We start from the raw sequence: 21,743 nt of genomic DNA, 5'->3' as shown, positions 1-21,743 counted from the left end.
GCGTGTGCACACTGGAACACATCCTGGCGTACGGCGTTGCCCTGGTCAAAACGTACGCAGCGGCACGCTCAGCGCCAGCGCGCGCGGACGTACTGCGGTGGCCACGCGGTGGTGTCGTCGAGCTCATGCGCGGCCCGCAGACCGAAATGCGGGTCGCGCAGCCATTCCCGGCCCGCGAAGATCGCATCGGCTGCTCCGTCTGCGAGCACCTTCTCCGCCTGCTCCGCCGCCGTGATGAGCCCCACCGCGGAGACGGGGATCCGGCCGCCCTGGCGGACGCCGTCGGCCAGCGGGACCTGATATCCCGGATGCACGTCGATGCGCTGGTGGGCCACGAGTCCACCGCTGGAGACGTCGATGAGGTCGGCGCCGCGTCCGACCGCCCAGTCGCTGACGATCGCGGCCTCGTCCGGAGTGAACCCGCCCTCGGCATGGTCGGTGGCGGAGATGCGCACGAACAGCGGCACGGCGTCGCCCGCGATCTCGCGCACGACATCCACGACGCGCAGCAGAAGTCTTGCGCGGTTCTCGAGCGAGCCGCCGTACTCATCGGTGCGCAGATTCGACAGCGGTGAGAGGAACTGATGCAGCAGGTAGCCGTGGGCGCCGTGGATCTCGAGCACGTCGAATCCGGCATCCAGCGCACGGCGTGCCGCAGCGCGGAAGCCGTCGACGACGCGCTCGATACCGGCATCATCCAGCGCGACCGGGTCGGCGAAGCCCTCGAACGCGACCGCGGACGGTGCCGTCGTCGACCAGCCGCCGTCCTCGACGGCCACGGACCCGCGCTGGTCTGCCCACGGCCACCACGTCGAGGCCTTGCGTCCGGCGTGCGCGAGCTGAATCCCGACGATCGATCCGCGATCGTGGATGGCCTGCACGATCGGTGCCCAGGCGTCGCGCTGCGTGTCGTTCCAGATCCCCGCATCCCGCGGGGAGATACGTCCCTCCGGGACCACGGCGGTCGCCTCGGCGACGACAAGACCGGCGCCACCGGAGGCGAACTGGGTCAGATGCGTGTGGTGCCACTCCTGCACGACGCCGTCGACGGCGGAGTACATGCACATGGGAGACACCCAGAGGCGATTCGGGAAGACGATCGAGCGGATGCTGAGCGGGGAGAAGAGATGACTCACTCTTCGACCGTAGTACCGCCGGAGAGGACGCGGCGCGCTAGCGTGGGACGCATGGTCGATGTCCGCGTGTGGTCCCGCGCCGACACCACGCGCCTGCTGCGCGTGCCCGGTGCCGAGGACGACAAATACTCTCGCGGTGTGGTCGCCCTGCGCACCGGTTCGGACGCGTATCCGGGTGCCGCTGTGCTCGGAGTGGAGGCGGCGTGGCGCGCCGGCGCGGGATACGTGCGCTTCGTAGGCGGCGATCGTGCCGCTGACGCCGTGATCGCCCGGAGGCCGGAGACCGTCGCCGCGCGGGACGTCGGACGCACCAGAGTGGATGCGTGGGTGATCGGCTCCGGCACGGATGCTGCGGCACGAGAGCCCGAGGAGACCGCCGCCCTGCGGGACATCCTGAGCGGATCGGTTCCCGTGGTCGTCGATGCCGGCGCGCTGGATCTCGCGACGGATGCCACCGCGCCGCTCGTCCTCACACCGCACGCGGGGGAGTTCGCCCGGCTCCGTGAGCTGATGGGAATGCGGTCAGACCGGGACGGCGACCGATCCGCAGACGTCGCCGAGGCCGCGCAGCTGGTCGGGCAGGTGATTCTCCTCAAGGGAGCGACGACGCTGATCGCCGCACCGGACGGGAGCGTGATCTCGGTCGCCTCGGCTCCGGGATGGCTCGCGACGGCCGGCGCGGGCGACGTGCTCGCCGGTGCGCTCGGCGCGCTTCTGGCTGCGGGCGCCGAGACCGCGACAGCTGAGATCGCTGCCGCTGCCGCCTGGTTGCACGGACACGCGGCAGCGCTCGCCTCCGGTACGGTGGCGGGCTCTTCCGGGCGCCCCGTCGTGGCACTCGATGTCGCCGCGGCGCTGCCTGCGGCCATCGAGGATCTGCTGTCGTGAGGCCGCGCACAGCACTGCTGTGGATCGCCTTCCTCGCGGTGCACGTGCTCATCGCCTGGCAGGGCTGGGTCTATCCGAGCCAGCCGATGGGCGATGTCGTGCTCGTGTACGAGCCGTGGTCGACCGCAGCCGTGAGCGGCGGTGCGATCGTCGGGATCACCGAGCCGTGGGTGTACCCGCAACTGGCACTGCTGCCGATGCTCCTCGCGAATCTTCTCGCCTGGCCGCTTGTCGGACTCGTCGGCGTATCGGGTGCGTACCTGATCGGATGGGCGATTCTGGTCACTGCGATGGATGCTGTCGCCTTCGGCGTGCTGGTCGGTCGCGGAGGCACGGCCTCACGTCGTTCGGCCGGATGGTTCTGGTCGGCAGCGCTGCTGCTGCTCGGGCCGATCGCGATGTACCGCATCGATGCCGTGACCGTGCCGTTGGCCGTGATCGCGGGGCTCTGGCTGGTCAAGCGACCGCTCGTCGCCACGGCGCTGCTCACGGCAGCCGCGTGGATCAAGATCTGGCCGGGAGCGCTCGTGCTCGCCGCGGTGGTCGCCGCCAGAGGCCGGGTGCGGATGCTGATCGCCGCTGCGGTCGCATGCGCGGCCATCGTGTTCGCGCTGCTGCTTCTGGGCGCCGGCCGTCACCTCCTCGGGTTCCTGACCGAGCAGACGGGGCGCGGCGTGCAGATCGAGGCCGTCGTCGCGACACCGTTCATGTGGATGGCGCATCTCGGCGCAGCATCCGTCGACTACAGCTTCGAGATCCTCACCTTTCAGATCCAGGCGCCGGGTGTGGAGCTGCTCGGTGGTCTGCTCACACCGCTCATGGTGCTGGCCGTGCTGGCCGTGCTCGTGCTCGCCGTCGTCAAAGCGACGCGCGGCGCATCCTTCCCGAGGCTGTTCCCGCCGCTGGCGCTCGCACTGGTGGTGACGCTCATCGTGACCAACAAGGTCGGTTCGCCGCAGTTCCAGACCTGGCTGATCGGCCCCGTGATCCTCTGGATCGTCTTCGACCGCACCCGGTCGGGCATCCCGGCCGGCCTGGCGCTCGTCCTGTGCGCGCTGACATGCCTGATCTATCCGCTGAACTATGACGCGCTGCTGCGCGCCGAGCTGTTCCCCGTGCTGCTGCTCACCGCGCGCAACCTGCTGCTGATCGCGTTGCTCGTCGTCAGCGTGCGCGCCACGCTGCGCGTCCCGACGACCCGCGTCTCCCGCCCTACCTGATCATCCAACGAGAGGAACACCACCATGCTCATCGCCTTCTCCGTCGCCCCCGGCGGCTCAGGGAACACCGACGGCTCAGTGCACGATGCTGTCGCCGCAGCGGTCAAGGTCGTCCGCGAATCAGGGCTGCCGCACCGCACGACCAGCATGTTCACCGAGATCGAGGGCCCGGACTGGGACACGGTCATGGATGTCGTCAAGCGCGCCACCGAGGCGGTGATGCCGTTCGGCTCCCGCGTCTCGCTGGTGCTGAAGGCCGACATCCGCCCGGGGTACAGCGGTGAGCTCGACGCGAAGATCGACCGTCTCGAGGCGGCGATCGAGGAGTCCGCCGACCAGTAGCATGGACGGGTGAATCCCTCGAAGAATTCGAGGGGTGCGGCGAAGTGGGCGCTCCTCTCCCTCGCCATCGGCTCATTCGGCATCGGCATGACCGAGTTCGTCATGATGGGCCTGCTCCCGCAGATCGCGCAGGACCTGCTTCCCTCTCTCTGGGAGACCAGTCATGAGGACGCCATCGCGCAGTCCGGCGTGCTGATCTCGCTGTATGCGCTCGGCGTCGTGATCGGTGCGCCCACGATCGCAGGGCTGGTCGCGCGTTTCCCGCGCCATCGCGTGATGATCGGCCTCGCGCTGGCGCTGACCGTGTTCAACGCGCTCACCGTCGTGCTGCCGAGCTTCGGTCTCGTCGGCGCCTCGCGTCTTCTTGCCGGGCTCCCGCACGGCGCGTACTTCGGCATCGGCGCGCTCGTCGCCGCTGACGTGCTGGGCCCCGGAAAGCGGGCCAAGGGCGTCGCGTTCATCCTCACCGGCCTCACCATCGCGAACGTCGTCGGCGTGCCGCTGGGCACCTACCTCGGGCAGCAGTGGGGGTGGCGGAGCGCGTTCATGGTGGTCACGATCGTCTTCGCCCTGGCCACCGTCTGCATCGCGCGGTTCGTGCCGAAGCATCCGGGCGATGCGGCGCGCACCCTGCGGTCGGAACTCGGCGTGTTCCGCGTCGGCCAGGTCTGGCTCACGCTCGGTATCGGCGCGATCGGCTTCGGCGGGTTCTTCGCGGTGTACAGCTATGTCGCGCCGCTCGTCACCGAGGTCGCAGGCTCACCCGAGTGGGCGGTGCCCATCGTGCTCGTGATCGTCGGGCTCGGTATGACCGTGGGCAACCTGCTCGGCGGCTATCTGGCCGACCGCGACCTTCGGCTGACGCTGATGGTCGGAATGGCCGGTCTTGCGATCGTGCTCGGGATGCTGGCGCTGCTCTCGTTCCAGATCGTCCTGCTCGCGCTGCTGGCGTTCGCGGTCGGATTGGTCTCGTCGGTGCTGAGCCCGGCGATCCAGACGAGGTTGATGGACGTCGCCGGGGACAATCAGTCCATCGCGGCGGCGATGAACCACTCGGCGCTCAACATCGGCAACAGTCTCGGTGCATTCCTCGGCGGGGTGGTGATCGCCCTGGGGTGGGGCTTCACCGCACCCGCATGGGTCGGAGCCGTCCTCGCCCTGATCGGGCTCGCGATCACGACCGTGGCGCTTCGTCTGGAGCGGGCGGTCGTCGCGGTCTGAGAGCGCTGCGCGTCTCCCGCGTATGGTGAGGGGATGGATGCGACGATGCCGGTCGGCGGAACAGTCGTGCTGCTGCGCGATCGGCGCGGTGGCGGCGTCGAGACGCTGCTGATCCGTCGTCCCGACCGCGGATCGTTCGCCGGCGGTTGGGTGTTCCCCGGCGGCGTGGTCGACGATGCGGATGCGGCGCTCGCACCGCCCGATGCGGACGAGCAGGCGATCGCCGCGCTCGCCGCGGTGCGCGAGTGCGAGGAAGAGGTGGGCCTGCGCCCCGCCGGCCTCGTCGCGCTCTCCTGCTGGGTGCCCCCGGCGGAAGCGCCCAAGCGGGTGCGCACGTGGTTCTTCCTCGCGCCGGTTCCGAGCGGGGAGCAGACGCTCGCCGCCGATGAGGTGGTCGACGCGCGATGGCTGACGGCGGGCGAGGCGCTCGGCCTGCACGCGGACGGGGAGCTGCGACTCTTCCCGCCGACGTGGGTCACGCTGCACGCCCTCGCGCGGTGGTCGAGCGCCGAGGCCGCGCTGGCAGCCGCGGCATCCGTTCCCGAGCACTATGCGACGCACATCCTGGCCGGTGGCGTGTTCGTGTGGGGCGGTGACTCGGAGCATCCGGAGGGCGGGGACGGACATCACCGGCTGGAGACGGCTGCGCTTCCCTGGAACTACGTGCGTGCGTGAGCTCAGTCGGCGAGCAGGCGCCTCAGGTGCGCACTGACCGCATCGGTCTCGATGAGGAATCCGTCGTGACCGAAGTCGCTGGTGAGCACGATCGCCTCCGGCCCGTCGAGCGTGTTCGGGATGCTGCGTGCGATGCGGTGCTGCCCGTCGACGGGGAACAACCGGTCGGTGTCGATCCCGAGCACGAGCGTCTTCGCGGTGACGGTGCGAAGAGCCTCTTCGACACCGCCACGGCTGCGACCCACATCGTGCGAGTTCATGGCCTCCACGAGCGTGATGTAACTGTTCGCGTCGAACCGCCTGGTGAACTTGTTGCCGTGGAAGTCGAGGTACGACTCGACGGCGAACCGTCCGCCGTGACCGAGTGGCGACACCTCGGACTGCCATGAGCGCTGGAAGCGCTGGTTGAGCTCGATCGGACTGCGGTAGTTGAGCAGAGCCATGCGACGTGCGAGAGCGAGCCCGCGGTGCGGCCCTTCGCCGTCGTCGAGGTCGTAGTACTCGCCGCCCTGGAAACGGGGGTCGATGCGGATCGCCTCCAGCTGCACGGAGTTCAGCGCGATCTGATCAGCGGTGTTGACAGGGGGAGAGGAGAGCACGGCGAGGCGTTCGACCCGCTCCGGGTGCGTGACGGCCCATTCCAGAGCGTGCATCCCGCCCATTGACCCGCCGACGACGCCGGCCCAACGCTCGATGCCGACGGCATCCGCAAGGCGCACCTGCGCTGCGACCTGGTCGCGCACGGTGAGGTACGGGAAACGGGAGGCCCACTCGTATCCGTCAGGGGCGACGCTGGCGGGACCGGTGGATCCCTGGCATCCGCCCAGCATGTTCGGTGCGATCACGAACCAGCGATCTGTGTCTATCGCGGCCCCAGGGCCGACGATCTCCTCCCACCAGCCCGCAGTCGGGTGCCCTGCGCCCGCTTCACCGCGGAGGTGGCTGTCCCCGGTCAGCGCATGCAGTACGAGGATGGCGTTGTCGCGCGCGGCGTTGAGTTCGCCCCATGTCTCGTAAGCGATGCGGATGCTGGGCAGCTCCACGCCGCTCTCGGTGCGGAACGGTCCGGAGGCGGCGAACTTGCGGTGCCCGGCGGGGTCGCCGTCGCGCCACGCTCCGGTGGCGGGTGGACGTGCACGCAGCAGCCGGGTGTCCGCCTCCGTCACGCGCGCCGACGGCACGGTGTCCTCGGAGGTGCTCTGCCAGTCCATGCCTCCATTCTCGCGTGGATCAGGCCGCGGGCGGTGCAGGTTACGCCCGCGCTCGCCGCCCCCTTTGCCGAAGCCCCCTCTGATCGCCGACGCCCCCTCGTGTCAGCGCACGCGCGAGGGGGCATGGACGCTGGGAGGGGGCCCGGCTGGTACGACGAGGGGGCATCAGCCGAGCGGTCGGATGCCGAAGGCGGACAGGCGAGCCGCGAGCGTCTCGGGGGACCGGACGTGTTCCCATCCCCAGCGGGCTGTGCGCCAGCCGGTCACTCCGCGGATGGCGTCCTCACGATGTTTCTCAGCGAGCAGGATCTCATCGAGAGACCGGCCGTTGCGCAGTCCGGGGTCGAGATACTTTGCCTCTCCGTCGAATTCACCGAACGCATTGGAACGCGGAAACCCGAAATCGAGCCAATAGTCTTCGCCGTCGGGCCCGATGACGTGAGTCTGCAACATGAGGTCGCGATACCCCAGTTCCCGCAGGTGCAGACGGCTGACGCTCTCGCCCGGCAACTGCGCACGTCCGTCGGCGAACGCGATCACATCTCGCGCCTTCCGCACGCCGCGAACGCTGATGCTCTCAGCGCGTCGTCCGAGTCGTGCATGCCATTCGGCGCTGGCCTCGGTGTCGTGCTCATGGCCATGCACCGCTTCGCGACGCAGCGCGGCATCTGCAGCGCAAAGACCCGTCACCGTCGATGTGGAGCACGCCAGGTCGAGCACTGTCCGATCCAGCGACGTGCATCGGATGCCGTCCACTTCGACGATGTCCGTATCGGCGATCGTGACGTTGTGCCACATGACCTTCGCGCGTGAGCGGCCATGACGTTCCCCCATGATCGCCGTGTGCACCTGTGCCGGGATGAAGCGGCAGAGCGGAAGACGATGCACGACAGCAGCGGATGGACCCCAGAACACAGGGCCGGGCGCATCAGAGTTCTCGCGCACGGCCAGGACCTGAATCAGGTGCCGGCCCTCGGGCCACAGATCCTTCCAATCCGTGGCGTCGACATATCGTCCGCGGCGGACGCGGTGCAGGTCTCCCGAGGAGACCTTGTGGTGCAGATCACGCTCGGTACATCCCTCGGCGATCAGATCATCGCGGGATCGCAGCATCCGCCGTGCTGCATTCAGATCGATCGTCTTCCGCATCCACGCATTGTGTCCGCATGCGTGGGGAGCCCGTGCGCGGGAATCTCGCGATCGGTGCAGAAATCGAGAGCGCGGGTGAAGGTGCAGAACGACACCGAATTGCCGACGCCCCGCCAGGCATCCGCGCCCCCTCTGAAACACGAAGTTCAGAGAGGGCGCGGACGACCAGCGGGGGCGGCGGCGAATCGAAGCTCGGTGCGGACGAGCGGCGCGGACGCGCGAAGCGCGTGCTAGGCGCGGGCGGCCTCCGAGACACGGCGAGCCGCGTCGAGCGCCTGCTCGAGGTCGGCCTTGAGGTCGTCGATGTTCTCGAGGCCCACGGACAGGCGCACCAGGCCCGGCGTGACGCCCGACGTGAGCTGCTGCTCGGGGGTCAGCTGCGAGTGGGTGGTCGATGCCGGGTGGATGACGAGCGAGCGCACGTCGCCGATGTTGGCGAGGTGGCTGAACAGGGAGAGGCTGTTCACGAACTCGCGACCGGCCTCCACTCCGCCCTTCAGCTCGAAGGACAGCACAGCGCCGACGCCCTTAGGCAGGTACTCGTTGGCCTTGGCGTACCAGGGAGACGTGGGCAGGCCCGAGTAGTTGACCGAGGCGATGTCATCGCGACCGTCGAGCCACTCGGCGACCTCCTGGGCGTTCTGCACGTGACGCTCGATGCGCAGGGAGAGGGTCTCGATGCCCTGGATGAGGTTCCAGGCGCTCTGCGGGGCGATCGCCGAGCCGAGGTCGCGCAGCAGCTGCACGCGCGCCTTGATGATGTACGCGAGCGGGTCGCCCACCGCAGTGGTGTAGCTGGCGCCGTGGTACGAGGCGTCCGGCTCGGTGAGCCCGGGGAACTTGTCGACGTTCTTCGACCACTCGAACGTTCCGCCGTCGATGATGGCGCCGCCGATGGTGGTGCCGTGGCCGCCGAGGAACTTGGTGACCGAGTGCACGACGATGTCGGCGCCGTGCTCGAACGGACGCAGCAGGAACGGCGTCGCGATCGTGTTGTCGACGATGAGCGGCACGCCGTTCTCGTGGGCGATGTCCGCGACGGTGCGGATGTCGAGCACGTTGATCCGAGGGTTGCCGATCGTCTCGGCGAAGAGGAGCTTCGTGTTCGGGCGGATGGCGCTGCGCCATTCCTCGGCGTCATCCTGGTTCTCGACGAAGGTGACCTCGATGCCGAGCTTGGCCAGCGTGTACTTGAAGAGGTTGTAAGTGCCGCCGTAGATCGAGCTGGACGCGACGAAGTGGTCGCCGGCCTCGGCGATGTTCAACACGGCGAACGTGGATGCCGCCTGGCCGCTGGCGAGGACGAGGGCTCCGGTGCCCCCCTCGAGCGCGGCGAGACGCTGCTCGAGGACGTCCTGCGTCGGGTTCTGGATGCGGGTGTAGATGTTGCCGAACTCGGCAAGGGCGAACAGGTTCGCCGCGTGGTCCGCGCTGTCGAACACGTACGACGTCGTCTGGTAGATCGGCGTGGCGCGTGCCTTCGTGACCGGGTCGGGAGCGGCGCCCGAGTGGATCTGCTTGGTCTCGAAACGCCAGGTCTCAGGTGCGGACATGTGTTCCCCCTGGAACGGATTGAGGTCGGTGCGGCGGATGCCGTTGATGAGAGCGTACGTAAGGACCTCGGTGTCAACAACGAGGGGGAAATGTTACGTAACATCGCGGGGTGCGGAAACCGCGCGCTGAAGGCGATGAGACGAGCGGAAACGTCGTACGGTGGAGGCATGGTGACACGGCGTGCAGTGGTGACAGGTGCGAGTTCCGGGATCGGGGAGGCGACCGTTCGCGACCTCTGCGCGCGGGGCTGGGAGGTCGTCGGCGTGGCGAGGCGCGCTGACCGCCTGCAGACCCTCGTCGACGAGGTAGGTGCGTCGGCCATCGCGTGCGACCTGACCGACGAGGATGCCGTGGCCTCACTGCTCGAAGAGCTCGAGGCGACCGGTCCGGTGCACGCACTCGTGCAGGTGGCCGGCGGCGCTCGCGGCACTGAGCGGGTGGAGGACGCGAGCATCGCCGACTGGCAGTGGATGTACGACGTCAACGTTCTGGCCACGCAGCGCCTGGTCGCGGGGATCCTCCCGCAGCTTCGACGGGCAGCCGAGACCGACGGGCATGCCGACGCGGTCTTCGTGACGTCGACCGCCGCCCAGGTCGCATACCCCGGCGGCAGCGGCTACAACGCCGCGAAGGCCGCCGAATCGATGCTCGTCAAAGTGCTGCGGCAGGAACTCAACGGCGAGCCGATCCGCGTCGTCGAGGTAGCACCGGGCATGGTGCACACCGAGGAGTTCACGCTCAATCGTCTCGGCGGTGACAGCCTGGCCGCCGAGGCCGTGTACGCCGGGGTGGAGAAGCCCCTGACCGCCCACGACGTGGCCGATGTGATCGGGTATGCGCTCGACGCCCCCGGCCATGTGAACCTCGACCTCATCACGATGCGCCCGGTCGCGCAGTCCGCACAGCACCTGCTGGCGCGAGGCCCGCTGCGCGTGCGCGGCGGCGAGGACTGAGCCCTGATGCCTGGCCGCTCGCTCGTGCAGCTGGCGGATGAGGGGCTGATCGACCAGGGGTGGGCTGACGCGCTGACCCCCGTGGCCGACGTCATCAGCGGGCTCGGGGAACGCCTGCGCGCAGAGCAGGCCGAGGGCCGAGGATACCTTCCGGCCGGGGACCACGTCCTGCGGGCGTTCCAGCGGCCGCTCGCCGACGTCCGCGTGCTGATCACAGGGCAGGACCCGTATCCGACGCCTGGGCATCCGATCGGTCTGTCGTTCGCTGTCGAGCGGCATGTGCGACCGCTGCCGCGAAGCCTGTCCAACATCTATCGCGAGCGCGAGAGCGATCTCGGCATCCCGCCCGCCCCGCACGGCGACCTGACTGCCTGGAGCGACCAGGGCGTGCTGCTGCTCAACAGGGTTCTGACCGTGGCTCCCGGCGCCCCGGCGTCGCACCGGGGCTGGGGTTGGGAAAAGGTCACCGAACTCGCCATCCGCACTCTGGTCGCGCGGGCGCAGCCGATGGTCGCGATCCTGTGGGGGAGGGATGCGGCGAACCTGCAGCCGTTGCTCGGAGACACCCCCGTCGTCGCCTCCGCGCATCCGTCGCCGCTGTCCGCGCATCGCGGCTTCTTCGGTTCGCGGCCGTTCTCGCGTGCGAACGCACTGCTCGAGGTGCAGGGAGCGAGCGTCGTGGACTGGCGCGTCGACGGCGAACTATAAGCTGAGCGCATGCAGTTCGAACCCGGCGACCGACGTCGACGGCTGCCGCGTCATCTGCGTGAGCCGGAGCCTGATCCAGGGACTTTCTCGTTCGAGATCCGCCCCGCCCTGCAGCGCGATCTTCCCGATGTCCGTGAGATCTACAACCACTATGTCGCGAACTCCGTCGTGACCTTCGACGAGAAGCGCAGCACGCACCGATACTGGCGCGAGAAGTTCGCGATGCTGACGAGGCTCAAGCTACCGTTCCTCGTCGCGGTGACGCCGTCGAACCAGGTGATCGGGTATGCGCTGGTGCAGCCGTGGGCGAGCAAGTCCGCCTATCGCTACACCGTGGAGGATTCGATCTACCTCGGCCCCGGCGCGGGCGGCAAGGGGCTCGGCTCCGCTTTGCTTCAGGCACTCATCGCAGCGTGCGAGGAGATCGGACTGCGAGAGATCGTCGCAGTGATCAGCGACAGCGGGGCTGAGCCGTCGATCAGGCTGCACACCAGGTTCGGCTTCGTCGAGGTCGGACGCATGGGGAGGGTGGGCTTCAAGTTCGGCCGTTCTCTGGGAACCGTCTACCTGCAGAAATCGCTCACTCCGAAGTCCCGTCGCCGGTTGTTCCATCGGGGATGACGGGAATTGCGGCAAGCAGGCGCTTCGTGTAGTCCTGTTGCGGATGCAGAAGGACATCCTGTGTCGCACCGCGTTCGACGATGCTGCCGTCCTTCATGACGGCGACGGTGTCGCACAGGTTCTGCACCACGCCTATGTCGTGCGAGACCATGATGAGGGTGAGGTCCTCCGTCTGCAGCAGACCGTCGATCAGCTCGAGGATCTGCGCCCGCACTGTGACGTCGAGGGCGGACAGCGGCTCATCGCCCACGAGGATGCGCGGACGGTGCACTATCGCTCGGGCGAGCGCGATCCGCTGGCGCTGCCCGCCCGAGAACTCGTGCGGGTAGCGGTCGGCCATCTCGATCTCGAGCCCGACCTGCGCGAGCACCTCGCGCACGCGCCCCCGATGATCGACGTCGATTCCCAGCGCCCGCAGCGGCTCTGCGATGATCTGCCCTGCACTCATCCGCGGGTCGAGCGATGCGTACGGATCCTGGAAGACGAGTCCGGTCTGCCGTCGGAGCCAGTGGAGGGAGCGGGCCGGTGCCGCGGCATCCACGGTCCTGCCGTCGATCGACACGGTTCCTGAGGTCGGGCGATCGAGCGCCAGCAGCAGGCGCACCAGCGTCGACTTGCCCGAACCGGACTCTCCGATTATGCCGATGGCCTCGCCGGCCTCGATGTCGAGGTCGGTCGGATGCAGGGCGGTCTGGGTGCCTGCACGCTCGAACATCGTCCGCTTCGGAACAGGGAAGTCGCGTGCGAGTCCGCGCGCCGAGATCAGGCTCACCGCGGGCCGCCTTCCGGTCGCCAGAGCGTCGCGGTGGCATCGCGCAGCAGCCCCTGGGTGATCGGCGACGATGGCGCGGAGAGCAGCGTGGAGACCGGCGCGGCCTCGACGACGCGGCCGTGCTCGAGCACCACGCCGTGGGTCGCGACCTGGGCGAGCACGGCGAGGTCGTGCGTGATGAACATCAACGACATGCCCTGCTCCTCGACGAGGGAGAGCAGAAGCCGCAGGATCTCGGCCTGGATCGTGACGTCCAACGCGGTGGTCGGTTCGTCGGCGATCAGCAGCCGGGGCCGGCAGGCGAGGGCCATCGCGATCGCGACGCGTTGACGCTGGCCTCCGGAGAGCTGATGCGGGTACTTCTGCACGATCGTCTCCGGATCGGGCAGGCGCACCCGCGCAGCCTCCGCGACGGCGCGCGCCTTGGCCTCGCGCTTGCCCGCTCCGGTGTGGATCCGCACGGACTCGGCGATCTGACGCCCGACGGTGCGTATGGGGTTCAGGGCAGTCCGCGGCTCCTGGAAGACGATCCCGATGTCATCGCCGCGGAACCGTGCGAGCTCGCGATCCGGCATGCCGATCAGCTCGTCGTCGTCCCAGCGGATGCTGCCGGTCGCCGTCGCACCGTCGGGAAGCAGTCCGAGGATCGCGAGTGCGGTCAGCGACTTGCCGGAACCCGATTCGCCGATCAGTCCCAGACGTGCGCCGTCGGGCACCTCGAAGGAGATGCCGTCGATCACCCGGCGCCCGTCGATCTCGACGACGAGGTCCTTCACGGCGAGGCTCATGCGACCACCGCCGGGGTGTGGATCTCGGCGCTGCGGTGGCGCAGGGTCGGATCGGTCGCCTCGCGCAGCGCATCGCCCAGCAGATTCAGTGCGAGCACCGTGATCGTGATGGCGAGCCCTGGCCAGATCACCGACAGCGGATGGATGCTGATGTAGCGCTGCAGGTCGGAGAGCAGGATGCCCCACGAGGGCTCGACCACCGACGCGCCGAAGCCCAGGTACGACAGGCCGGCCTCGGCGAGGACCGCCACCGCCATCGACCACGACAGCTGGACGATGAACACGGGAGCGACGTTCGGCAGCAGATGCCGAACGAGGTTCTGCGCGGAGGTGAGACCCGCCGCCCGCCCGGCGAGCACGAAGTCGCTCTGCTGCACCCTGCGCAGCTCGGGGCGGGTGACGCGGGCGATGTTGACGCCGAAGCCGATGCCGACCGCCCAGATCACGACCCACAACGACCCGCCCCAGACCGAGGAGATCATCATGGCGATGATCAGCACAGGGAACGCGATCAGGATGTCGACCAGTACGGCTACGGTCTCGCGCATCCACCGTGCGGTGAGCGCGCCGAGCGCCGCGAGGGCGATGCCGACGAATGTGGCCACGATTCCCGCACCGACACTGACGAAGACGGTCGTGCGCGTGCCAGCCATCACCAGACTGAGGATGTCGCGTCCGGTGTTGTCCGTGCCCAGCAGGTGCGGCCAGCCGGGAGCGGCCCAGCGGTCGCGCACGTTCGCCGCGAGTGGATCGAACGGTGTCCAGAAGACGGAGACGAGCGCGATGAGCGCGATGATCAGCACGGTGACCAGTCCGAAGCGCCCTGTGGCGCTCCGCCATAGATCTCGCAGCCAGCGGGGCATCAGGCGGCCTCTCGTTGGCGAGGGTCGACGAAGTGATGGACGAGATCGACGATGAAGCCGATCACCAGCACGAGCCCTGTGAGCACGAGCAGCTCGCTCTGCACCTTGATCAGGTCGCGAGTGCCGACGTCGGCCACCAGCATCCTTCCGATGCCGGGAAGCGTGAACAGCTGCTCGATGACGACGGAGCCGACGACGATGCCGGCGACCTGGAGCCCCAGGACCGTCACGATCGACAGGCCGACGGCCGGGATGCCGTGCTGCACGAGCGCCCTGTTGCGGCTGAGGCCCTTCGCCGCGGCTGTGCGGACGAAATCCTGCCCTCGCGCCTGCAGGGTCGCGCTGCGCACGAAGCGCAGCAGCATGGCTCCCTCGACGACGCCGATCGTGAGTGCCGGCAGTATCAGCGCGCGAAAAGCCTGCCAGGGGTGATCCCAGCCGCCACGGGGGAAACCTTGGGCCGGGAGCCAGCCCAGCCACACGGCGAAGACGACGATCAGCATCATGCCCGCCCAGATCACGGGAACGGCCGCCAGCGCCTGCGCGGTGACGCTGAGGGCCGTGCCGGACGGACGGCCGCGCCACAGTGCGGAGAGGATGCCGAACGGAACGGCGATCAGCAGGGCGATGATCAGCGACATCAGGCCCAGCGGTACGGTCACCTGCGCCTTCTCAGCGAGCTCTGCCCCGACGGAGGCACCGCTGAGCTGGGACGTGCCGAGGTCTCCGGTGAGCACTCCGCCGATCCAATCGCCGTACTGCACGATCAGCGGGCGATTGAACCCGAGCGCCTCGCGCAGCGCCTCCACGGTGGCGGGCGACGCCTGGGTGCCGGCGATGAGCTGCGCGACATCGCCGGGGAAGACCCGCAGCGTGAGGAAGATCAGCACGCTCGACACGAGGAGCCCGGCGATCAGCAGGACTCCTCGTGTGAGCGTGTAACGGATCACGCCGTGGCTACTCGGCTGCCTTGGCGACGCCCGCGAGGTTGATGCGCGAGTTGATCGAGTCCTGCGGGAACCCTGAGATCAGCGGGCTCACCGCGGTGATCGTGGCGCCGTTGTACAGCCAGTCCGCCGCGTGGTCCTCTGAGACCAGACGAGCAGCCTGTGCGATCAGCTCGGCCGACGCCTCGGCGTCGACCTCTGCGAGCGCCTCGGCGTAGAGCGACTGGACCTCCGGGTTGTCGTAGTTGAAGTAGTAGTCCGGGTTCGCGAAGTTGCCGAAGTCGCGCGGCTCGACGTGGAGGACGAAGCTCAGCTCGTAGTCCTTGTTCGTGTAGACGTCCTCGAGCCACGTCGGGAACTCGACCGCGTCGACCTCGAGGGTGACGCCGACCTTGGCGAAGTCCGAGACGAGCACCTGGGGGACCGTGGTGCCGTAGAACGACGGGATCGTCAGTGTCAGGTCGAGATCCTCCTGGCCGGCGTCGGCGAGCAGCTCCTTGGCGCGGTCGGGATCGTACGGCGCGACATCCGAGAGATCTTCGAAGCCGGGGTCGAGCTCGGGGATCGGACCGTAGATGGTCTCGCCGGCGCCGACCGCCTCGACAAGGCCCTCGTGGTCGATCGCGAGCCGCAGCGCCTCGCGCACCCGTGCGTCATCGAGCGGAGCCTTGGCGTTGTTGAACGCGAGCGTCGCCTTGTCGGTGGTGCGGCCGGTGGTGAGGGCGAAATCTCCCGAATCCTCCAGCTGGGGTGCGAGGTTCGGGTCGACCGCCGTGAGCACGTCGAGGCTGCCGTCGAGAGCGGCGTTGACGCCGGCGGTGAAGTCGGGGATGTACTCGAAGACGACTTCGGCGACGCTGGCCGGCTCGCCCCAGTACGCGTCATGGCGCGCGAAGGTGATGGTGCTGCCCTTGCTCCAGTTCTCGAGCGTGAACGGGCCGGTGCCGTTCTCCGCGGTCTGCAGGTCGGTCGTGTCGCCGGTCTGGAACACGAGCCCGGCCGGACCGGTGAGAGTGAACAGGAAGTTCTGGTTCGGCTCCGTGAGGGTGATCACCACGGTCGTCGCGTCGGGGGCCGTGACCGAGGCCACGTTGGCGAACTCCGCATTGCCCTGCAGCGTCGCGTCGGTGCGCACCGCCTCGTACGAGGCGACGACATCGGCGGAGGTGAGGGCGGTGCCGCTGTGGAAGGTGACCTCGGGATTCAACGTGAACGTGTACGTCAAGCCGTCTTCCGAGACCTCGTACTCCGAGGCGAGACGTGGTTCGATCTCGTTGTCCTCGCTCCGGGTGACGAGCCCTTCGTAGATGTTGTCGATGAGGATCTGCTCGATCGCGGCTCCGCTGGTGTGCCGGATGTCGAGATTGGTGGGCTCGAGCACGAGACCCACCGTGAGCGTCGCGTTCAGATCCGGTTCACCGGTCGAGGTCTCCACCGGCTCGGGCGAACCGGCGCACGCGCTAAGGATCACGGCTGTCGCGGCGAGTGCGGACAGGACGGCGAGACGTCTGTTTCGTCGGAACATGGACTTGAGGATTCCTCTCGGTGCGGCAGATGCTGTGTGCCGATGAAGTAGAGCGTAGAGCGGGGCGGTCAGTGGGATGCCAACGTCGGAATGCGGCGACACATTCCTCAGGCGGGCGAGAGCGCGGCCGCGCGGATCAGGTCGGCGAGCTCGGCTGGCGCGGTCTCCTGCACGTTGTGCGAGGCGTCCATCGCGACCACTCTGGCCGTGGGGACGCGGCGCACGAGCTCATCGCCGTCGGCCTCGCTGACGAAGCCCGACGTCGCGCGGACGAGCGTGATCGGCGCCTCGGCGCCGGCGAGGTCGTCCCACCCGCTCGCGGCCAGGATCGGCGCCGCCGCGCCGTCGGTGGCGGGTGAATGCGCCGTCAACTGCGCGGCGAGGCGAGCGAAATGATGCTTCCACTCGACTCGGCCGTCCGGGCGGATGCGTGAGTTGAAGAAGACGCCCCGTTCCGTGTCCGCCCGCGAGCCGCCGAGGCCGAAGGACATCGCTCGATCGACCAATTCGTCGCGGGAGGCGAAGTCGGTCGGCCCGGCGTAGAACTCGCGCAGGAAGGCGGGGCCTCCGGAGGAGTCGATCCCCGGCGTGATGTCGACGACGATCAGCTCGCGGACGAGATCGGGCCTGGCCGACGCCACGGCCGCGGCAGTCAACCCGCCGAGGGACTGCCCGACGAGGACCTGAGGCTCGACGGCCCACGTCTCGAGCGCGGCGATGACGTCCGCAGCGAGCGTGCGAGCGGTGTAGTCGACGTCCTCGCGCCAGCTGGAGTCACCGTGTCCGGCGAGGTCGATCACCAGGGCCGGCTGCCGGAGGAGGAGCGCGGTCGTGTCCCAGGTGTGGGCGTTGAGCCCTGCCCCGTGCAACATGGCGACCACGGGAGGTCCGTCGCCGAAGCGGAGGGCGCTGAGCTCCCGTCCGTCAGCGAGGCGGAGCGCCACGCGTTCGACGTCGGGCACTGGCACGTTCATCGCCTGGGCCTGCTGCGGAAGGTAGCTGAACTCACTGGTCTCTGTCGCCACGACCATATTCTGCCCCGAGCGGATGCTCGCGCGAAATGCACGAGCACAATGACCAACAAAGTTGATGCTTAAGTTGCCGTTATGTTCGCTCTGTTCGGAATTTAGATAGCAGTCTGCGTTTCCTGTGCCATGGCCGGGGTGCGGTGGCCCCCGTATCATGGACGTATGAGCGAGACACGAGTCCACCTGTCGAAGACGGAGCCGACCGCCTACAAGGCCCTGGATGCATTCTCTCGCACAGTGGGTGAGATATGTGCGGCCAACGGCATCGACGACCGCCTCAAGGAGATCGTGATGATCCACTGCTCGCAGCTCAACGGCTGCGCGTACTGCACGCGGATCCACTTCGATCGTGCGGCGTCGGCAGGCATCGATGCGGACACGCTCCTGCAGATTCCCACCTGGCGCGAGAGCGGAGTGTTCTCCGATCGGGAGCGCGCGGCGCTGGAACTCGCGGAAGCGTTCACCTTCATCCACGACGGCGGTATTCCCGATGACGTCTACGACCGCGTCGGAAGCGTGTTCACCGAGAAGGAGTACGCCGCGCTGAGCTGGGCGTGCGTGTCTATCAACGCCTTCAACAGAATCGTCGTGGCAGGTCGTTACCCGGTTCCGCCCCGCGCGACGCAGGCGTCGGCGTGAGTCAGATCCGTCTCGACGGCGTCTTCAACGTCCGTGACGTCGGCGGCATCCCCGCCGCAGAGGGCGTGATCCGGGAGGGACGGCTGTTCAGATCGGGGAATCTGGTGTCGGCCAGTCCCACGGCCGTCGCCGAACTCGAGCAGCGCGTCGGTCACATCGTCGATCTCCGCGATGATCAGGAGGTCGCGAGCGCGCCATCCGCGACCACGGGGATAGCCACGACCCACCTTCCGCTGTTCCTCGGCTCGGTCGCATCCTTCTTCGAAGACGACATGAGCCTCGATGAGATGTACCTCCAGCTGCTCGAGGAGAGCGGTGAACGCCTTGTGGACGCCATCCGCATCATCGCGCGCGGCGAGCCCACCCTCGTGCACTGCACCGTCGGCAAGGACCGCACCGGGGTGACGATCGCTCTCGCGCTCTCGGCCGTGGGAGCGGACCGCGAGGCGATCGTCAGCGACTACGCGCTCACCGCGTCGATGCTGCCGGAGGAGCGCAACCGCCGGATCGTGGCATTCCTGGAGATGCAGCATCCGGAGGCGAAGCACGCGGTGGCCCTGGCCACGCTGTCGCCGGCGGACGTCATGCGCCGGCTTCTCGCAGAGGTGGACGCGCGCTGGGGATCCGCCGCGGCATATCTGCAGGCCAACGGTATGACCGTCGACGAACTCGTCGCTTTGCGGCGGGCGCTGATCGACGACTGAGTGCCATAGGTAAGGCAACCCTTCATCGGTGGTAGCATGGAGGAACCATGACCACCTCCATCGATGTCCGCACGGGACGAGCTCGGCGTCGCGCAGAACGACTGAGCGCGCACTACCTGGTGACGGCCGACGAGAACTCGCTGGCAGAACTCGAAGCGCTCCTCGTGACGCTTCCGTTGTGCGCGTCGGGTCGCATCTTCATCGAGGTGCCCGACGTCAGCGACATCGGGGTCGTGGACGCGCCCGCCCGCATGACGGTGACCTGGCTCGCGCGCTCCTCGCGCTCCGGCACGCCGGGCAGCGGGCGATCCTGCACTCCCGGCGAGGCCGTGGCACGTGCGACCTGCGCCTGGGCCGACGAGATGCTGTGCGATGGCGAGAACCCCACGCGGGTGACCCTGCTCGGGGGCTACCTCGGCACGGCCGACATCGTCGATCACCTGACTCACACGCTCGGCGTCCCCGCATCCACGATCCACGCCCCGGAGCGTTTCGGACTGCTCCCGATCGAGCGCTGAAGCCCTCGAGCCGCCGATCTCTCAGGCCGGCTCTGAGCGCTTCCGCGAACGCCGCACGTAGTTGCCGTCCTCCAGGCCCGCTTCGATCTCGAAGCGATTGCGCATCGGATCGCGACCGGCGAACAGGTACAGGATCGGCATGAGGAATCCGTAGCGCAGCCACTGCTGCTTGTGCACGGCCTCGTGCCGCAGCACAGCGTCGCTCGGCCTGGCATCACCGGTCAGGAAGCAGCCGCCGACGCAGACGCCGCCGCGGTTGAACGCCCAACGGGGCATTCCCTGGAAGACCCAGAGTCCGTTCCGCCTCTCGACAGGACCCGTGCTCCACAGCGATCCCCAGGTCCAGCCGACGGCCGTTCCCCAGGCGTAGCCGAGACGGCTGATGGGGGAGCGCAGCAGGAAGGCCGGAATGCGTCGGTCGAAGCGTCGTCCTCGTGCGAGGACCGCGTCCGCGGTGGTCCGCCAGTCCTCCGTCACGCGACGGCGCCCACGAGACGGAGGATCGCGCCGAGGTCTTCCACGGCATGGTCGGCGGAGCGCGGCGCGAAGCCGGCGATGGTCGCGCCGGCGAGAGGAAAGCGCGCACGAAGCGCGCGGATCGCCGCGGTGAGCGCGCTCGTGCCGGCACCGAACGGCGCGGCGCTCGACACTCCGGCGAGCTCGGCAGGGTCGAGCACGTCGACATCGATGTGCACCCAGACGCGGCGTGCCCCGGTCGACGCGACGGCTTCCGCCAAGGCGTCGACATCGTCGAGATCGTCGACGGAGAGCTGAGCGAGGCCCGCGAGCGGCTCGAGCTCTTCGTCGTCGACGACGCGAGCGCCGACCGTGACGATGCGATCGCGCGGAACTCCGGGGGAGAGGGCGAGCTCCTGCTGTCCCTCTCCGAGCACCGCGCGCAGCGCCATGCCGGAGAAGGCGCCGGACGGAGACGTGTCGGGCGTGTGCAGGTCGGGGTGCGCATCGCACCAGACGACGGCGATGTCGTCGCGGTCGATCGCATGGAGGGCTGCGACGGTCACACTGCAGTCGCCGCCGATGAGGACGGTGTCCTCCGCGATCTCGTGCGCGATGAGCTCACGCACGCGCTGCAGGGAGCTCAGACGATGCACACGGGTACCCAGTGAGTCACCGGCTTCGAGCGGGACGTCGAGCACCGTCGTCGCCGCGCGCGGGAGGTCACCAGCGATGGCTGCCGCGCCGTCGACGAGCAGCATCGCGCGTGGGGCGGGCGAGCCCTGCCACTGCGGTGCAACGAGGAATCTGGCCACGAGGACCTCCAGAGAAGAATGAGGGATGCCCCGGGCACATCGGCCCGGGGCATCAGGAGTCTCAGGACTCGATCTGCGACTGCGGAGCGCCGGACTTCAGCTCGGCGAGCCGCGCCTCGACCTCGGTGAGCTCACCGAGGTCGTCAAGGCTCTCGAACTGCGCGTCCAGGCTGGATGCCGCGAGCTCGACCTTGCCCTGGGCAAGTGCCTCCTGACGGCGGACCTTGTCCTCGAACCGGCCGAGTTCGCTGGTGGGATCGAGGACGTTGATCGACGAGACCGCATCCTGGACCTTGGTCTGCGCCTCGGCGACCTTGGCGCGGGCGAGCAGTTCGCTGCGCTTGTTCTTGAGTTCGCCGAGCTTGTCCTTCATGCCGTTGAGGCCGCTCTTGAGCTTGTCGACGATCTCCGTCTGCGACGCGATGGTCGGCTCTGCGCCGGTCGCCTCGCGCTCGGCGCCGATCTGACGCTGCAGGGCGATCTTCGCCAGGCTGTCGAACTTGTCGGCGTCGGACGTCTCGCCGCTCTTGCGGAGCTCGTCGGCCTTGCGGCTCGCGGCGAGCGCCTTGTTGCCCCAGTCCCGCGCGGCCTGGACGTCCTCCTCATGGTCGCGCTCGAGAAGGCGGAGGTTTCCGATCGTCTCGGCGATCGCGGCCTCGGCGTCTGCGACGTTGTTGGTGTAGTCGCGGACGAGCTGGTCGATCATCTTCTGCGGGTCCTCCGCAGAGTCGATCATCGCGTTGATGTTGGCCTTCACCAGGGTGGAGATGCGACCGAAGATGGACTGCTTGGTCATGGTGTTTCCTTTCGGTTGAGACGGAGTCTTTCGAGGTCGGTTACGTCGTGAGAACAGCGGAGGGATGTTAGAAGCGCCCCCCTCTGGAGCGGCCACCGCTGCGGGAGCCGCCGCCGAAGCTCGACGGGCGGCTGCTGCGGCTGCTGCCGCCGGAGCGCCAGCTGCCGCCGCCGCTCCATCCGCCGCCACCGCCGCCGCCGCGGCTCGAGCCGGC

The 21,743-nt window shown here is 68.5% G+C and carries 24 protein-coding genes; 11 read left to right on the top strand and 13 right to left on the bottom strand.

Features of this window, described 5'->3' with window-relative positions; translation table 11 throughout:
- Window positions 1-68: 68 nt before the first annotated feature.
- The gene (locus tag ACNPNP_RS04660; RefSeq protein WP_448964899.1) at window positions 69-1,136 is read right to left on the bottom strand and encodes an NADH:flavin oxidoreductase/NADH oxidase; all 1,068 of its coding nucleotides are present in this window, start codon (window positions 1,134-1,136) and stop codon (window positions 69-71) included.
- A 51-nt stretch (window positions 1,137-1,187) separates the two neighbouring features.
- Between ACNPNP_RS04660 and ACNPNP_RS04655 the strand changes: the two genes are divergently transcribed.
- From ACNPNP_RS04655 to ACNPNP_RS04635, 5 genes are read left to right on the top strand one after another with little or no spacing between them, the layout of a single operon-like run.
- Window positions 1,188-2,024 carry an NAD(P)H-hydrate dehydratase gene (locus ACNPNP_RS04655; RefSeq protein WP_448964898.1) on the top strand — a complete coding sequence of 279 codons (837 nt, stop codon included), beginning with the start codon at window positions 1,188-1,190 and terminating at the stop codon, window positions 2,022-2,024.
- On the top strand, window positions 2,021-3,244 hold the full coding sequence (locus ACNPNP_RS04650; protein ID WP_448964897.1) for a hypothetical protein: 1,224 nt from the start codon (window positions 2,021-2,023) through the stop codon (window positions 3,242-3,244). Before ACNPNP_RS04655 ends, ACNPNP_RS04650 begins: the two co-directional genes overlap by 4 nt.
- Before the next feature lie 24 nt (window positions 3,245-3,268).
- The gene (locus ACNPNP_RS04645; RefSeq protein WP_307363280.1) at window positions 3,269-3,586 is read left to right on the top strand and encodes a thiamine-binding protein; all 318 of its coding nucleotides are present in this window, start codon (window positions 3,269-3,271) and stop codon (window positions 3,584-3,586) included.
- Between the two features lie 9 nt (window positions 3,587-3,595).
- On the top strand, window positions 3,596-4,807 hold the full coding sequence (locus ACNPNP_RS04640; protein WP_448964896.1) for an MFS transporter: 1,212 nt from the start codon (window positions 3,596-3,598) through the stop codon (window positions 4,805-4,807).
- Window positions 4,808-4,840: 33 nt separating this feature from the next.
- Window positions 4,841-5,482: an NUDIX hydrolase gene (locus ACNPNP_RS04635; protein ID WP_448964895.1), complete on the top strand. Its 642-nt coding sequence runs from the start codon at window positions 4,841-4,843 to the stop codon at window positions 5,480-5,482.
- Window positions 5,483-5,484: 2 nt separating this feature from the next.
- Here ACNPNP_RS04635 and metX read toward each other — a convergent pair whose 3' ends face one another.
- From metX to ACNPNP_RS04620, 3 genes are all read right to left on the bottom strand, one after another.
- A complete protein-coding gene (gene metX, locus ACNPNP_RS04630; RefSeq protein ID WP_448964894.1) occupies window positions 5,485-6,693 on the bottom strand; it encodes a homoserine O-acetyltransferase MetX in 1,209 nt (402 codons plus the stop codon).
- Between the two features lie 165 nt (window positions 6,694-6,858).
- A complete protein-coding gene (locus ACNPNP_RS04625) occupies window positions 6,859-7,842 on the bottom strand; it encodes a hypothetical protein (protein ID WP_448964893.1) in 984 nt (327 codons plus the stop codon).
- Window positions 7,843-8,072: 230 nt separating this feature from the next.
- A complete protein-coding gene (locus ACNPNP_RS04620) occupies window positions 8,073-9,395 on the bottom strand; it encodes a bifunctional o-acetylhomoserine/o-acetylserine sulfhydrylase (RefSeq protein WP_448964892.1) in 1,323 nt (440 codons plus the stop codon).
- Between the two features lie 168 nt (window positions 9,396-9,563).
- Here ACNPNP_RS04620 and ACNPNP_RS04615 point away from each other — a divergent pair, with 168 nt between their 5' ends.
- From ACNPNP_RS04615 to ACNPNP_RS04605, 3 genes are read left to right on the top strand one after another with little or no spacing between them, the layout of a single operon-like run.
- Entirely contained in the window at window positions 9,564-10,349 is a 786-nt protein-coding gene (locus tag ACNPNP_RS04615) for an SDR family oxidoreductase (RefSeq protein WP_448964891.1), read from the top strand.
- Between the two features lie 6 nt (window positions 10,350-10,355).
- On the top strand, window positions 10,356-11,057 hold the full coding sequence (locus ACNPNP_RS04610; protein WP_448964890.1) for a uracil-DNA glycosylase: 702 nt from the start codon (window positions 10,356-10,358) through the stop codon (window positions 11,055-11,057).
- Between the two features lie 9 nt (window positions 11,058-11,066).
- Window positions 11,067-11,678, top strand: a complete 612-nt coding sequence (locus ACNPNP_RS04605; protein ID WP_448964889.1) for a GNAT family N-acetyltransferase — start codon at window positions 11,067-11,069, stop codon at window positions 11,676-11,678.
- On the opposite strand, the gene ACNPNP_RS04600 is transcribed toward ACNPNP_RS04605, so the two are convergent.
- From ACNPNP_RS04600 to ACNPNP_RS04575, 6 genes are all read right to left on the bottom strand, one after another.
- Complete coding sequence (locus ACNPNP_RS04600) at window positions 11,638-12,393, bottom strand: ABC transporter ATP-binding protein (protein WP_448965242.1); 756 nt, start codon at window positions 12,391-12,393, stop codon at window positions 11,638-11,640. The genes ACNPNP_RS04605 and ACNPNP_RS04600 overlap by 41 nt on opposite strands.
- Before the next feature lie 53 nt (window positions 12,394-12,446).
- Window positions 12,447-13,238 (bottom strand): ABC transporter ATP-binding protein, encoded by a 792-nt coding sequence (locus ACNPNP_RS04595; protein ID WP_448964888.1) that lies wholly within the window; start codon window positions 13,236-13,238, stop codon window positions 12,447-12,449.
- Window positions 13,235-14,101: an ABC transporter permease gene (locus ACNPNP_RS04590; protein ID WP_448964887.1), complete on the bottom strand. Its 867-nt coding sequence runs from the start codon at window positions 14,099-14,101 to the stop codon at window positions 13,235-13,237. Before ACNPNP_RS04590 ends, ACNPNP_RS04595 begins: the two co-directional genes overlap by 4 nt.
- On the bottom strand, window positions 14,101-15,051 hold the full coding sequence (locus tag ACNPNP_RS04585) for an ABC transporter permease (protein ID WP_448964886.1): 951 nt from the start codon (window positions 15,049-15,051) through the stop codon (window positions 14,101-14,103). The genes ACNPNP_RS04590 and ACNPNP_RS04585 overlap by 1 nt, the downstream gene beginning before the upstream one ends.
- Window positions 15,052-15,058: 7 nt before the next feature.
- Window positions 15,059-16,573: an ABC transporter substrate-binding protein gene (locus tag ACNPNP_RS04580; RefSeq protein WP_448964885.1), complete on the bottom strand. Its 1,515-nt coding sequence runs from the start codon at window positions 16,571-16,573 to the stop codon at window positions 15,059-15,061.
- A 107-nt stretch (window positions 16,574-16,680) separates the two neighbouring features.
- Window positions 16,681-17,604, bottom strand: a complete 924-nt coding sequence (locus ACNPNP_RS04575) for an alpha/beta fold hydrolase (protein WP_448964884.1) — start codon at window positions 17,602-17,604, stop codon at window positions 16,681-16,683.
- Between the two features lie 159 nt (window positions 17,605-17,763).
- On the opposite strand from ACNPNP_RS04575, the gene ACNPNP_RS04570 reads away from it, so the two are divergent.
- Genes ACNPNP_RS04570 through ACNPNP_RS04560 form a run of 3 tightly spaced genes read left to right on the top strand, consistent with a single transcriptional unit; the run spans window position 17,764 to window position 19,462 of the window.
- Window positions 17,764-18,240, top strand: coding sequence for a carboxymuconolactone decarboxylase family protein (locus ACNPNP_RS04570; protein WP_448964883.1), 477 nt, complete (start codon window positions 17,764-17,766; stop codon window positions 18,238-18,240).
- On the top strand, window positions 18,237-18,944 hold the full coding sequence (locus ACNPNP_RS04565; protein WP_448964882.1) for a tyrosine-protein phosphatase: 708 nt from the start codon (window positions 18,237-18,239) through the stop codon (window positions 18,942-18,944). The genes ACNPNP_RS04570 and ACNPNP_RS04565 overlap by 4 nt, the downstream gene beginning before the upstream one ends.
- A 47-nt stretch (window positions 18,945-18,991) precedes the next feature.
- Window positions 18,992-19,462, top strand: a complete 471-nt coding sequence (locus tag ACNPNP_RS04560) for an SIP domain-containing protein (RefSeq protein WP_448964881.1) — start codon at window positions 18,992-18,994, stop codon at window positions 19,460-19,462.
- Between the two features lie 21 nt (window positions 19,463-19,483).
- On the opposite strand, the gene ACNPNP_RS04555 is transcribed toward ACNPNP_RS04560, so the two are convergent.
- The 3 genes from ACNPNP_RS04555 to ACNPNP_RS04545 all read right to left on the bottom strand — a co-directional run bounded on the left by ACNPNP_RS04555 (window position 19,484) and on the right by ACNPNP_RS04545 (window position 21,529).
- On the bottom strand, window positions 19,484-19,939 hold the full coding sequence (locus ACNPNP_RS04555; protein ID WP_448964880.1) for a Fe-S oxidoreductase: 456 nt from the start codon (window positions 19,937-19,939) through the stop codon (window positions 19,484-19,486).
- On the bottom strand, window positions 19,936-20,733 hold the full coding sequence (locus ACNPNP_RS04550; RefSeq protein ID WP_448964879.1) for an arginase family protein: 798 nt from the start codon (window positions 20,731-20,733) through the stop codon (window positions 19,936-19,938). The genes ACNPNP_RS04555 and ACNPNP_RS04550 overlap by 4 nt, the downstream gene beginning before the upstream one ends.
- Window positions 20,734-20,794: 61 nt before the next feature.
- Window positions 20,795-21,529 carry a PspA/IM30 family protein gene (locus ACNPNP_RS04545; RefSeq protein ID WP_448964878.1) on the bottom strand — a complete coding sequence of 245 codons (735 nt, stop codon included), beginning with the start codon at window positions 21,527-21,529 and terminating at the stop codon, window positions 20,795-20,797.
- Window positions 21,530-21,743: the final 214 nt, after the last annotated feature.

It is taken from the genome of Microbacterium xerophyticum, assembly GCF_053543555.1.
This window is presented reverse-complemented; position numbering and strand designations above follow the sequence as displayed.